Source organism: Exiguobacterium sp. s83 (assembly GCF_018617095.1).
Classification (GTDB): Bacteria; Bacillota; Bacilli; order Exiguobacteriales; family Exiguobacteriaceae; genus Exiguobacterium; species Exiguobacterium profundum.
This window is the reverse complement of sequence record NZ_JACSJP010000001.1, coordinates 247899-261601: the sequence shown is the minus strand read 5'-3', so window position 1 is coordinate 261601 and position 13703 is coordinate 247899. Positions and strand designations below refer to the sequence as shown.

General features: G+C 50.2%; 15 protein-coding genes. All 15 read right to left on the bottom strand.

Annotated features, from left to right (window positions below):
* Window positions 1-24 precede the first annotated feature (24 nt).
* On the bottom strand, window positions 25-1350 hold the full coding sequence (locus KNO73_RS01315) for a ribonuclease E/G (RefSeq protein ID WP_214684631.1): 1326 nt from the start codon (window positions 1348-1350) through the stop codon (window positions 25-27).
* A 43-nt stretch (window positions 1351-1393) separates the two neighbouring features.
* Entirely contained in the window at window positions 1394-2251 is an 858-nt protein-coding gene (minD, locus tag KNO73_RS01310) for a septum site-determining protein MinD (protein ID WP_015881151.1), read from the bottom strand.
* Between the two features lie 5 nt (window positions 2252-2256).
* Window positions 2257-2925, bottom strand: coding sequence for a septum site-determining protein MinC (locus tag KNO73_RS01305; RefSeq protein ID WP_251024819.1), 669 nt, complete (start codon window positions 2923-2925; stop codon window positions 2257-2259).
* A 5-nt stretch (window positions 2926-2930) separates the two neighbouring features.
* A complete protein-coding gene (mreD, locus tag KNO73_RS01300) occupies window positions 2931-3425 on the bottom strand; it encodes a rod shape-determining protein MreD (RefSeq protein ID WP_049759982.1) in 495 nt (164 codons plus the stop codon).
* A gap of 1 nt (window position 3426) precedes the next feature.
* Complete coding sequence (mreC, locus tag KNO73_RS01295; protein ID WP_047795500.1) at window positions 3427-4317, bottom strand: rod shape-determining protein MreC; 891 nt, start codon at window positions 4315-4317, stop codon at window positions 3427-3429.
* Between the two features lie 13 nt (window positions 4318-4330).
* Window positions 4331-5368, bottom strand: a complete 1038-nt coding sequence (locus KNO73_RS01290) for a rod shape-determining protein (RefSeq protein ID WP_074037493.1) — start codon at window positions 5366-5368, stop codon at window positions 4331-4333.
* A 198-nt stretch (window positions 5369-5566) separates the two neighbouring features.
* Window positions 5567-6007 carry a hypothetical protein gene (locus tag KNO73_RS01285; protein WP_214757186.1) on the bottom strand — a complete coding sequence of 147 codons (441 nt, stop codon included), beginning with the start codon at window positions 6005-6007 and terminating at the stop codon, window positions 5567-5569.
* Window positions 6008-6076: 69 nt separating this feature from the next.
* Complete coding sequence (locus tag KNO73_RS01280) at window positions 6077-6910, bottom strand: DUF2785 domain-containing protein (RefSeq protein WP_215111952.1); 834 nt, start codon at window positions 6908-6910, stop codon at window positions 6077-6079.
* A 431-nt stretch (window positions 6911-7341) separates the two neighbouring features.
* Window positions 7342-7971: a RadC family protein gene (gene radC, locus KNO73_RS01275; protein ID WP_015881143.1), complete on the bottom strand. Its 630-nt coding sequence runs from the start codon at window positions 7969-7971 to the stop codon at window positions 7342-7344.
* Window positions 7972-7991: 20 nt separating this feature from the next.
* Entirely contained in the window at window positions 7992-8576 is a 585-nt protein-coding gene (locus KNO73_RS01270; RefSeq protein ID WP_215111951.1) for a Maf family protein, read from the bottom strand.
* Window positions 8577-8716: 140 nt separating this feature from the next.
* The gene (locus tag KNO73_RS01265) at window positions 8717-9424 is read right to left on the bottom strand and encodes a hypothetical protein (RefSeq protein ID WP_074037502.1); all 708 of its coding nucleotides are present in this window, start codon (window positions 9422-9424) and stop codon (window positions 8717-8719) included.
* On the bottom strand, window positions 9421-10992 hold the full coding sequence (pilM, locus tag KNO73_RS01260) for a pilus assembly protein PilM (RefSeq protein ID WP_214730819.1): 1572 nt from the start codon (window positions 10990-10992) through the stop codon (window positions 9421-9423). The genes KNO73_RS01265 and pilM overlap by 4 nt, the downstream gene beginning before the upstream one ends.
* Window positions 10993-11004: 12 nt before the next feature.
* Window positions 11005-11757, bottom strand: a complete 753-nt coding sequence (locus KNO73_RS01255; protein ID WP_215111950.1) for a prepilin peptidase — start codon at window positions 11755-11757, stop codon at window positions 11005-11007.
* A gap of 98 nt (window positions 11758-11855) precedes the next feature.
* Entirely contained in the window at window positions 11856-12344 is a 489-nt protein-coding gene (locus KNO73_RS01250; protein ID WP_215111949.1) for a prepilin-type N-terminal cleavage/methylation domain-containing protein, read from the bottom strand.
* A 141-nt stretch (window positions 12345-12485) separates the two neighbouring features.
* Window positions 12486-13703 carry a type II secretion system F family protein gene (locus KNO73_RS01245; RefSeq protein ID WP_215111948.1) on the bottom strand — a complete coding sequence of 406 codons (1218 nt, stop codon included), beginning with the start codon at window positions 13701-13703 and terminating at the stop codon, window positions 12486-12488.

Here is a 13703-nt window from a genome sequence, read left to right as displayed (position 1 = left end):
AATACCATTCTCGATTAATCATTGTCAACGACGAGATAAGAAATTCTGACATTCTTCGGACGTCCCATAAAAGAGGAACTCCGGCTCCCCTTCGACGAGATGCACCTCGATGTCAAATTCGTGCCAGGAAGCGTCATGCCACTTCTTAGGGAGTGAGAGCACGACCGCTTCGTATTGATCATTCAAATCAAGGAGCGACCGTTCAAACTGTGAGAAGATGGCCAATTTTGAAGGCTTGCCGGCATGAAACATCCGGTCTTGAATCGAGCGACCGGTCCGTTCCCGCGACAGCTCGAACAGCCCCATTCGTGTGAAGCCGTACACCTCGACCCGACGTGGGTCACGCGCCCCGAGTTCTTTCATCTTTTTAAGGAGACGGGTCTGCCCTTCCTTTGAACCACGTAAGAAATCGATGATGACCATGCCGCCGATATTTCGCAGACGCAACTGCTCCATGATCGAATAGAGCGCGGCTTCATTGATGGTATCGGCCGCACGCCCCTTGTCTTTGACGGCGACATTTTTGCCACTATTCACGTCGATGACGGTCATCGTCTCGACTTGTTCGATCAAGACGAACGCCCCACCATCCAACCAGACGGCACGACTCTCCAGTTTCTCGATGGCTCCATCGAGACGTTTCGCTTCAGGCATCCGCCCTTTTCCGATATGACGTTTCACGGGGACATCCAATCGTTCGAGTCGCGTTTGCCCTTCTTTGTCATTCAACAGCACGGACTCGACTGCATGACGTCTCACGAATTGTTCGCATAGTAGCTCGTCTTGCCCGAACCGTTGCTCGATCACCACGATTGAACGGTTACGCAATCGATTCAGTTCTTCCTGTAACGCTTCCGGGGCCACTTGTCCGGCTTCCGTCCGAAATAAGACCCCTTCCTCTTCCGTTAAGTCGAGCGCCTTTGAGAGGCGGTCCTGCGTGACGAGGTCGAGTTTCCGGCTGAACAGTTGACGACGTCCAAATGGGAAATACACAAGATATCGCCCACCGAATCGAATGTTCTCTGTCACTTTATGATGCTTGCCGTTGATTCCTTCTTTTGTCACTTGGACGAGTCGCTTTTCTCCGACGACTGCCGCTTGCCCGATGGCGGGCACTTCCGGATACGAGGCGAGCGCACGGAGCGTCTCTGCGATCGGGAGAAAGTATGTCGTCTCCCCATCCGTCAAAAAGGCTGCCCCGAGTGACGGGTGGATCCGTTCAATTGCGGCTTCGACGATGGTCCCGACCGACAGTTGGTCGACAAACCGTTCCTCGACTTCGAGTAATCGTTCGCCGTCCACGAGCATCGCCCGTTCGATGGAAGGTGTTCGTTCGTAGATTAGCTTCATCTGCATCACTCCTTTCGACAGAAAAAGGCAACTTCCGTTGCCTTTACGCTTTTTTCATTCCAAATTTCATCATGAGTCGTGCCCAGAAGCCGACCGGTGCCGTCTCCGTCTGAATCGACATGAGCGGGACCGATTCGCCAAGAATACGGCGCGTGATGTTCCGGTACGCCTGCCCGGCATAGTTATCCGGATTCATCGTGACCGGGACACCGCGGTTCGCGGCTGCGATGACTTCCTCATCGTCGATGACGACACCGAGTAAGTCGATCGACAGGATGCGCATGATGTCATCGATGTCGAGCATGTCGCCCGATTCGACGAGATGATTCTTGACTCGGTTGACAATCAGTTTAGGCGCATCGATATGTTCCGCTTGTTCGAGCATCCCGATGATTCGGTCTGCATCTTGAACCGCCGCCTTTTCAGGTGTCGTGACGACGATCGCCTCATCCGCACCGGCAATCGCGTTCATGAACCCTTGCTCGATTCCAGCAGGACAGTCAATCAAGACGAAATCATATTCCGTCTTCAACTGGTCAACGATTTCCTTCACTTGTTCAGGATTCACTGACGTCTTGTCTTTCGACTGTGCGGCCGGGAGTAAATACATCTCCTCGAAGCGTTTATCGCGGACGAGCGCCTGATTCAACTTACATTGACCCGTGATGACATCGACAAGGTTATAAATGCTCCGGTTGTCGAGACCGAGAATGATATCGAGGTTACGCAACCCGATATCTGTATCGACGAGACAGACCGAGTGTCCAGACAAGGCGAGCCCCGTCCCGATGTTGGCGGTCGTCGTTGTCTTGCCGACGCCCCCTTTTCCTGATGTCACGACGATGGCTCTGCCGTTTTTAACTTCTTTTTCTGTATGTACAGGCTCCACTACTTGCTCCATTCCACTCACCCTCTCTGTAATTCCATTGCATATGCGTCTTTCAGACCTGTCATGACGTGGCGGAGACGTGTCATCTCAATCCCATCACTCGTCTGATACGCACAACCCATCTCAATCTCAGGAAGTTCTTCATCGTCATCGGCTGTGAGTACATGTTCACCGATTGCTAAAAACTTCGGATGGAGCAGGCTCGCGGTAATGACCGCTTCTTCCCATCCTTCGACACCGGCGCGCACATTTCCTCGTATCGTCCCTAAACAATAAATACTTCCTGTCGCCCGGACCTCTGACCCGGGATTGATATCCCCGATCACGAGCACCGAACCGTCAAACGTCAACACTTGCCCACTCCGAATCGTCCCGCTGTGATAGTGGAATGTCTTTCTGCCGTACGTCGCTTTCGCTTCTTCTGTCAACATGACATCGCTCGACAAGTCTTCAATATAAAAAACGCCATGACGAGCGACGACCTCACGAATTTGACGTGACAGCTCCTCGTCAATATAACGAGTACCCGCGTGCAACTTCAGGGCAATCTTTCCGGACGGCGGCTCCATTTCTTGTAATGTCGCTTCTAAGTCCGTAAGCACCTCGTCGATGCCACTCTTCGGATTGAAGTGAATGGCAATGCCGTTGCGATGTCCTTTAATCGTAATGTGTCGTTTACGCTCCATCATGGCTACCCTCTTTTCGCAACAGGGCGTGTCGTCACATAACGCGTCATCGGATAATAAAGAATCACGATGGCGATGGCATTGACGAGCATCGTCCCTGGAATCTGTTCAACCAATAGTGTTTGAATCGTCATCAACGTCCCACCAATCGCCGCCATGATCCCGTAAATCGCAAAGGTGAAAACGAGAATCATAAACGTGAACGTAATGGTGACGGAGAAGAAGTTCTCACCTATATATTTTAACACGAAGCTGGCTAAGAGAGGAATGAGTGAAAAAGTAAATACATAGATTCCAATCAGGTCGGTGTAGACGATATCATACAGCAGTCCGAATACAAGCCCAAACCCGAGTGCCGTCTCCCATCGACCGTACAGACTGACAAACATCAACCCGATCAACGTCAACAAAAGAAACGGCGTGGCGTAGTGCCAAGAAAAAATCGATGCCCATGTTCCTTCAATAAGAAAAAGGAGGAACAGGGCGATGAACACTTTCATGTTACTCACCCGCTGCTCCTCCTTCCTCGGGACCCGTTAAAAACGGTTCGTCTAGTGTCCGATCAATCACGTACATTTGTGAGAACTCATTGAAGTCGGCCTCCGGTTTAATCCGGGCGACTTGTGAGACGCCATATTCATCCGTCTCGATCGATTCGATCGTACCGATGACAAGTCCAGCCGGATAACGTCCACCGAGTCCAGACGTCGATACGATTTCTCCTTCTTTCAGCTTGACGCTATTCGATACTTTTGTGAAGAACAATTCATTCGTCTCCGTGTCGAATCCGTCAACCGTCCCATACGTCGGTTTGCCGTCCGCATCTTTGACCACAGCCGAGACGTTGTTCGTCCGGTTGTTGTCGCTGAGCAGTTGAACTTGCGACGTATAAGCACTCGTCTGAATGACACGACCGACCATCCCGCTCGCTGCGGTCACGGCCATGCCCTTTTCAACGCCGCGTTCTGAACCGACGTTGATGGTGACGTAGCGTTGCCAATCGTTCGGTGTCCGACCGATGACCTCCGCCGGAATGAGGTCGAAGTCACGTAACGACTCGTCTCTTGCTTCGACCATCTTTCGAAGCTCCTCATTCTCACGGCGCAAATCATCCGCTTCAACCGATACCTCGGCGTACTTCGCCAAATGTTCTTTCAGCTGGCGGTTCTCTTCGTAGATATCGCGGACATCTGAGATGGACGAGACCGTTGAGTCCATCCACCCGATTGGTACCGCGAACACTCGCTGGAACGTGCCGACCACATCACGCGTGACATCTTGGTACCAGGCTGATTCCGATCGTCCTCGAATCGAAACACCTAAAATGACGAAAAACAAGATCAGTACAATTAGCGTGATGATGAGCTTTTTATTACGTACGAATCGGCTCATCGTGTCTCACCTCTCATCGACGTGACGAGATGCCTGATTTCGAACGGAGGACGTCCATCATTTCAAGAGATTTTCCAGTCCCGACCGCTACGCAGTCGAGTGGCTCATCCGCAACGAGTGTCGGGATGTGTGTCTCGTCTGAGATCACGTCGTCCAAGTTTTTGAGGAGGGCGCCGCCGCCAGTCAAGACGATTCCGCGGTCCATAACGTCAGCCGCAAGTTCTGGAGGAGTTTGCTCAAGCGTTTGCTTGACCCCTGCTAAAATCGCTTCAACTGTATCCGAAAGAGCTTCACACACTTCTGCAGACGTGACTTCGATTTGTTTTGGAAGTCCTGTTACGAGGTCGCGACCACGGATTTCCATCTTCTCCGCTTCGTTCGATGCATCGATGCGCGCCGAACCGACTTCCATTTTGAGCGTCTCAGATGTACGCTCCCCGATCATGAGGTTGTACTTGTTCTTGATGTAACGAATAATGGCATCATCCATTTCGTCACCACCGACACGAATCGATTGGCTTGTCACGATGCCGCCGAGTGAGATCACTGCGACTTCGGTCGTACCGCCACCGATATCGACGACCATCGAGCCAGTCGGTTCCCAAACTGGGAGGCCTGCACCGATTGCTGCTGCGAACGGTTCTTCGATTGTGTATGCTTCACGAGCGCCTGCTTGTTTCGCAGCGTCTTCCACGGCACGTTTTTCAACAGACGTGATACCGCTTGGGACACAAATCATGACGTTCGTCTTCGATGAGAACAAACCGCCTTTTGATTTTTGAGCTTGCTCCATGAAGTATTTGATCATCGTCGCTGTCGTTTCGAAGTCAGCGATGACGCCGTCTTTCATCGGACGACGTGCAGAGACGTTCCCCGGAGTACGTCCAATCATATCTTTGGCCTGGTTCCCAACGGCCTCAATTCTACCTGTATCTGTGCGGAACGCCACGACGGACGGTTCACGAACAACAATTCCTTGACCCTTTACATAAACGAGCGTGTTAGCCGTTCCAAGGTCGATTCCGATTTCTCGGTTAAAACTACGAAACATAGGTGTTGCTCCTCTCTTCATTACACTATTTTTTATTATAACGGAAAAATCATGTTTGAAAACGTTCATTCGATTACAGGTTATTTACAATAACCGCATCTCAGTCCTGTCTCACCGTCTATTAGTTTGCCTTCTTTTCGGCAAAAAGGCAAATCAAAAAAGCAGACGCAAGTGAGCGTCTGCCTAAGGAGAGAACGGTTACAATCCCGGTTGGAGCGGAAGCAGTAACATCGCTCCGTAAAAGAATACCGAGAAAATCAACACCGGCCGAAAGAAGCGGGATGGCTTGAGTCGCGTCGCTCCTGCCAAAAAGCTCGATGTCGTCACGACGAAAATGTAAATTCCGATGTACATGAGCAGGAGGCGGACGAGTACCGTCCAGATGCCGAGTTGATTGAGTTCATTGAAAGAGAGCACGATCATACCGAGATAAGCGATGAGCGATAGAACTCCTACGCCAACACCGACGAGCGGCGAGACGCGGTCTAGCCAGTGGTTCTGATCGAACCGCATAAATAGCGCTGTGCTCACAAATAAAAACAGGATGAACACAACGATAGAGAAGATGGTTGGTCCTAGATGTATGTAACTCACAAAAAGCGATAATCCGACCATCAGTATCCAAATTATTTTTTCCATATAAACACCTCATTTGTTTTCTAATCAACATCTTGATTCGATTAGAGAAAACTACTTTAATTGATCACATCACGACTTTTTCAGTGTGACGAGAATAGATTGTTGGATCAGATCATGCCGCTGTTCTTCGTTTAAACGGACATATAGACTCTTCAAGAATGTTTTCACATTATGGACGACGTACCAATATTTTTCCTCATCATCAAGATGTTGCTTACATTCTTCTAAGTGATGTGGAAGCTGCTCTACATAGCGATGAATGACTTCAGAATCCATCCCTCGTTCGAGTAAACGTAGGAGCGGATGGATGAGACGTTCGTCTTCATCATGCGCCAATACCTCAGAACGCATGATTTGATTGATAATGACGTGGAAGAGTTCCGGAAATGACGCTGGATCCAGTTTCGGATTTGCGATCAGTTCGTCCACCGCATCTGCCGCGTGGGCAATCGAATGGGCCCATCCCTTGCCATTCACATAACCTCTTGTATCTCTCTCGAGCTGAAGATATCGAATCAAACCTTCTGTTGCCAGCCGGAATTGGTCTTCTGTCAAAAAGTCCTCTTCAACGTCTCGATGCAGAATCAAAGCCGTCAATAGAGTCGTGAAAGCTCTCGTGAAGACAGCGTCCGACTGCGTTTCCTCAATTCTATGAAACAAAAGAGCATGCAAGGACGTCTCAAGGAGTTCACTCATCTTGTCGAAATCGATGTCTTTTTGTTCGATGATGAAGCGAAAGAACATCGTGTATATGAGTCGATCACGGAGTTCGCCGTCCGGTGACCCGATATGCTGAACCATGCTGGTGAGAATGGCTTCTTTGTTTTTTTCGTAATACGTCAAATCCCCATCTTTCATCATCTGAAGGGCTTCTTTTAATTCGTTTTCCGACAGTACATTCATATGCGTACACCGCTCTTCTCAATTTGATTCATCATCTACTCTTTAGCCAAATGACAGTTTAAATAGCGTTGTTCATTCAGACCTTTCATTCGGATGTTGTGATAACTCTTCTTCTCCGGAATAGATCATCCACAAACTCAACATCAAACAAATCAATCCGCCCAGACCAGTCGTGATCAAGGACAATTGCTCACTGAAAAAGGATTTACTGACTGCTAAGAAAAGAAGAAATCCCCATCCGATCACATTCCATATCGTAATACGAGACAAATTAGACACCTCCCGTGCGCAAAGTAATTCATAATCATTTCTGCTCTCTTCGAATTTTACATCTCCACTTATCATTTTCCAACTATATCCAAAATTTAATGAGGTACCAGTTCTCTCGTAAACACAAAAAAGCAGACATCACGATGCCTGCTCTCTACTCCTTACCCATTCATATATCCCCGCTGCTTCATGCTGACGTAATGGTCTTCCCCGATGATGACGTGGTCGAGACAGGCAATGCCAACGATATTGCCTGCTTCGACCAATCGCTCGGACACCTCGATGTCTTCCCGACTTGGGGTCGCGTCCCCGCTCGGATGATTGTGCACAGCGATAAAGCATGCCGCCGACAACTTGAGCGCCTCACGAAACACATCACGCGGGTGGACGATTGACGAGTTGAGCCCTCCGACGAAGAGCGTCTTCCGCGCAATCAGTTGGTTCTTCGTATTCAAATACAAACAGACGAAATGCTCCTGATTCAACAGTCTCAATTCATCCCGCAACAACTCATAGGCATCTTGCGGCGAACGAATCGTCGGCATACTTGCTTTCGGTTCCTCGACGTATCGAATCCCGATCGTGAATGCAGCGAGAAGTTGCTCCGCCTTCTTCTTCGTCATCCCTTCGATTTTGCATAAATCGTGGACGGACGCTTGTGACAGCGCCCGTAACGTCGGGTAGACGTCCGAGATACGACGAGCCGTCTCCATCGGGTCCGGTCCCCGTCCTCCGATTTGAAGCAATCTGGCGATGGCGGTCTCTACACTACGGTCAAGCACCATGGTCATTCCTTCACCTACTTTCAAGTTCACAGAAAGCGAGGCGTCACCCCATGCCGGTCGAGCGTCTTGACGAGCGGATGGATCGGCAATCCGACGACATTATAAAAATCCCCTTCGATTCCTTCGACGAAGAGACCACCCGATCCTTGAATCCCATACGCACCCGCCTTATCGTAGGGCTCTGTCGAATCCAAATAATCCGCTAGCCAGGTTTCAGGAATCTCAGCGAACGTCACACGCGTCGTCGTGACGAACAAATCTTGGGACTTACCGATGATGCTCACACCCGTCAGCACTTCATGGGTCGAACCGGATAATCGTTCAAGCATCCGTTTCGCATCCTCCCGGTCTGTCGGTTTCTCTAAAATGATGCCGTTCAAGACGACGACCGTGTCCGCGCCGATGACGATGGCATCACGGTGATGCCTTGCCACGTCCATCGCTTTCTCCCGGGCCAGACGAGCGACGTAATCACTCGGTGTCTCCCGACCGTCCGTCCCTTCCATCACGGTCGATGGGATGACCTCATGTTTGATTCCTGCTTTCGTCAATAGCTCGGTACGTCGCGGTGACATCGAGGCGAGAGTGACACGCTTCTGTGTTGAATTCATTGTATCGACTCCTTCTCTTCTTCCAAAACGGCGTTCCTTCCCGTTTCGGTCTTCACTGTTGATTGTAGGCAACGTGCCTCCTAAACACAATTACCCGCGACGAAAAACACGCCCCTTCAATTGCGAAGGGACGCGCCGACTTATGGTGTCGTATAGTCGTATACCGGGATATCCTTTTGCTCAAACGCCGGTTCCGGAATGTATCGGTCTGGAACGAGTTGGTCGAGGTCCGGACGATAGAAGGCATCAAGCTCGACTGTAAACTCGAGCGACTGCACTTCTTCGACCGTATTCGGTCCCGTCTCGGCAGGTCCGGTAAATTGAACCGTCCGTAACACGTGAATCCGATTCATCGACTCGATCGACTCCAAGAAGGAGACGAGCGCTTCATACGTCTCTGCTTGCAAGTTGACCGTTGAACGGACCGTAGAAGCGTTGACAGGTGCAACGTCCGTTGGTTCAGCCGGTTCATTCGTCGCACTCACATCAGCCGGATTGAACGGCTCGACCGTTTCCGGCACTTCTGACTCAGCCACAACGCCATCCGCAAATGCGATACTTGTCACATTGACACCCGCAAGAAGACTTGCCTGCGACAACGCCTCAACGACCGTGTCGAGGGCAGGAACTGTTGGAACCCGTGTCTGAAGCGTCTGAGAGTCCGCTACATCAACGGCTTTTCCTTCTTGGCGCAATAACTCCAGTTTTGTTTGTTCGAGCGAGAGGTCCCTCTCAAGCGCTTCGACCTCTCCTTGTTTGACGTAATACGTATAGCCAAAGTAAGCCGGTGCGATGATTGCGGCAAGGAGGCAAATCGCAAATAACGCGTAGATTGTCGAACGTTTCATTGACTCACCACCTCCTCATCCGTGTCCTCTTCCTCTGTCAACTCGTCTTCCACGTCTTGGAACATGAACGTAAACTCTCCGATATAGCGTGGAAGCGGATCTTCTTCTAATGAGTTTTCCTCTTCTTCTGCATCCACATCCGCTTTCAACTCTGTCGTCACACCGAGGAGTTTGACGTCGAGGAACCGCTCATCGGTCATGAGCGAGCGCTGGAATGCGTTCAAGTCTTCTAACGTCTCGAATTGAGTTCGGACGCTCATGATGGAGCCATCCGCGTAGTTATACGTCAAGACGTAGCCAGTAGGCGGCAACTGCTCAGTCAACGCGCGCAGTGCTGGGACCGCATCCTTTTCCATGTCGGTCAACGCCGTCACGGTTTGGTCGAGCGAGAGCACTTGTTGCGCTTTCGAATTCACTTGTTCGGTTTGGTAAATTTGAACGAGCTGTAACTCTTCTTCGATTCGCGTCTGTTCTGCTTTTAGTTGGTCGACCTCATAGTACAAGTATCCGGCCGCTCCTCCTCCGAGAAGAAGGGCGACGAGACCTGTCACGATCGGCCAACGGAGTGTCACGTCCGTCGAATTGATGAAGTTCGTGTCCCGATCGCGCTGAAGCGTCGCCATCCCAAGGAGTGGCAACATTTGATGCGATAGCGGTGTCCCGTGAGCGATGGCGAGCGGTTGCTCGACACGCGTCACCGAGACGAGGGACTCAGCCTGAATCATACGGACGAGATCATCGACTTCCGGAACAGTTCCCGAGACGTATAACTCATCGATGGCCCGACCATCCGTCCGTAGCGAGTAACGATAGAAATCGAGGAAGCGAGCGAGTTCGTTCAACCAGTCATCCAACTGATTAGCCTTCATCTCACCGGTCCCATCATATGTATAGGTCACGACACCATCTTTCGTCCCGACTAGATACGGGAGGTCCAGTTCGATCGAGCGGATGAAACGAATCTGCCCTTCCTCAAGGACGAGCAATTGATGTGAAAACGGCGTGATATGCCAGAGTAATGTCGATTGAAGCGGATCAATCTCCGATAAACGTATGACCCCATTGGCGACCGCGACAGAACGTGGCGTGATCTTCTTCAACGCGAGACCACGCTTTTTCATGTACGCACGGAGCGACTTCGTCAATTCAATCGAAACGGCATGCAACATGACGTCCGTCTTGACTCCGTCTTCTCCTAACACTTCGTAGTCGAACGACACATCATCGAACGGCAAGATGATCGAGCTCCCGATTTCCATGAAGAGGTAGCCACGAATCTCGTCCTTCGGAATCGAAGAAGGAATCTCGACTTTCCGTGACAACACCTCGGTCTCGTCCAATGCGATTGCACACGTCATCCCGCGTCTTACTTTCAATTTGCGACAGAGCTCATCGAAAGCGAGACTGAACGCCGTCTCATCGAGAATCTTCCCTTCTCCGTATGCATCTTTTGCTAACTGAACCGAGGCGCTTCGTTTGAACACCCCTTGTTTGATGACGGCCCCGTGGATGCTGAGCGCATCAAACGAAAAATACGTGACCGTCCCTTTCTCTATCCCACGACTCATGATCGTTTCCCCCTACATCAACTCAAAATACCAATCAAAAAAACTTTCACTAAACCAAAACGTCAACATCGTCCCTAGCGCAATCGACGGGACGAACGGAATCGGTTGCTTTCGCCCGATTTTTTTTGTCATCATCAACCCAATCCCGACAATTGCCCCAATCAAACTCGATAGAAACAAGGCGACGAGCACGTCACGCGGACCGAGCACAAGACCAATCATAGTAAACAATTTGACGTCCCCTGCCCCAAGTCCCCCTTTTGACACGAAAAAGACGGTCGCTAGGAGCGAAAATCCGAGTAGCGCCCCTACAAGCGGGTTCCACCAGGATGCCCCTGTGAGATAGGTGAGGAAGAGTAATACCGGTGCCGTGAATTTCAAGATGACATTCGGCACGAGCATCGTCGATAAATCAGACATCGCCAAAGCGAGTAAGGTTGACAAGAAAGCGAACGCGAGTAGCGTCGTCACACTGAATCCGTAGAGTGAAAAGCTATAGCCATATCCAATGGCTCCAAGTAATTCAAAAATCGGATACGTCGGCGCGATCCGCTCGCCACACCCATGACATCTGCCTCTTAGGGCGAGATAGCCGAAAATCGGGATGAGTTCCCACGGTGACAATTCGTGACCGCAAGACGGACAATGTGACCGCGGCGTCACGATCGATTGCTGACGTGGCACGCGGAGCCCGACGACGTTGGTGAACGATGTGATGACCGCCCCGAGGACGATGCTATATAGGAATCCAATCGATTCAATCAAGGAAGGATCCTCCTTTTGTCAGTATATGCCAAAAATAGAAAACCGGCTAGGCTGAGCGAGTGCCCAGCGCCAGCCGGAGGGATGTTTTGCTTTACACGTTATTTAACATCATCTTTATCTAAATCACCACTTGCAATCGTTCCAGCTGCTGTAGCCGCAGTGCCAATATCTTCTGCTCCATCTAGCCATACTTGGTACTTGTATTTATTGTTTGTATCTTTAGAAACATAAACAACACCATTAGCATAAGTCGAAGTCGAAGTCGAACCGAATGGATCTTTCATCGTATCAATCATATTTGAACCATCTACCTCTGTAGAACCTTTAGTTCCAACAAAGCGAATTACCGTTCCGTCAGCAACGTCATTCGAAGCAACATACAACTTCGCCGCACTGACCATCTGCTTCGCATCAGCAACCATTGCATCTTTCTTCGAGTTCTCGATGATCCCACCAATCGCAACGACTGCGATGGCTGCGATAATTCCTAAAATAACGACGACGACGAGTAACTCGACGAGTGTGAGCCCACGCTCATCTTTTAACTGTTTGGCATCTTGCCAAATCATTTTCAACTTCTCTACCATGATTCATTCTCCCCTTTTACGTAATGTGCTGTGTGTAAACTAGATAAATTACTTTAGACCTAATATAGAAGTAGAACAATTTTACTATACCTTCTAAATATAGTATTGAAAAGGTATATTTTCAAGAGCTTGCATATTCCTTTACTGATTCTGAATATCACCATAGATTTGGAACATCGGGACGACGATCGAGATGACGATGACTCCGACGACGCTTGCCAATACGACGATGAGAAGCGGCTCGATAATCGACTTCAAGCGGTCGGTTGTCGTCTCGACCTCCGTCTCATAAAACTCAGCGACTTCGTTCAACATCGAATCCAAATCACCGCTCTCTTCCCCGACGGCGATCATCTGAGTCATGAGTGCCGGGAAGTTCGCATTTCGCATGAGCGGCTCGTGAAGCGGGACCCCTTGCGCCATCATGTCACGTGCCTCCGTCAGTCCTTTCCGGATGACGCGGTTCGATACGATACGTTCGGTGATTTCAATCGCCGTCAAAATCGGGACGGCTGCCTGTAGGAGGACCGCTAAACTTCGCGTTAGCAATGCAATCTGAGATTTCATCACAATCGTTCCAAAAATCGGCATCTTCAATAGCAAGCCATCGATCACGAACCGTTCCCGGTCCCGCTTCAACATCCAGGTGAAGGTGAGAACTCCAAGAATCGCGAGTCCAAGTAACAGCCACCAAAAGGCCGCGATGAAATCGGAGACTGCGACAACAATTCGTGTGATGAGCGGAAGCTCGCCACCGAGTTGACCAAAGATGCTCGCGAATGTCGGAACGACGTTCACCATCAAAAAGGCGACAACGCCGATGGCGACGATGGAAACGACCAACGGATACATGAGGGCAGAAATGACCTTCCGCTTCACGTCATATTGCTTTTGGAGTTGGAGCCCGATTTGATCGAGCGCCTCCTCCAAGTTCCCACTCGTCTCCCCGGCAAGTGCCATCGAACTAAAGAAGTTCGAAAAGACGCGTGGGTGTTTTTTAATCGCCTCAGAATAGGCAATCCCTTCTTTCAAATCATCCTCCACTTGACTCAATGCTTTCTTCAATACGTTCGACTCGGTCTGTACCCGTAAAATTGAGGTTGCACGAACAATCGGGACACCTGCCCGGATGAGCGTCGCGAACTGACGGACGTACATGATCAAGTGCTCGATTTTTACCCGTTCCGGAAGCAGATTCACTTCCATGTTCAGTCCGGTCGACTCGAGCTCGGACAAGTCCGTTACGAGAATCGACTCTTGACGCAACTTTTCTTTCGCTTCCCGAAGCGAGACGGCCGTGATGCGACCTTTCTTACGCTTCCCGTTCAGGAGCTTTCCTTCATACTGAAATATCGCCAT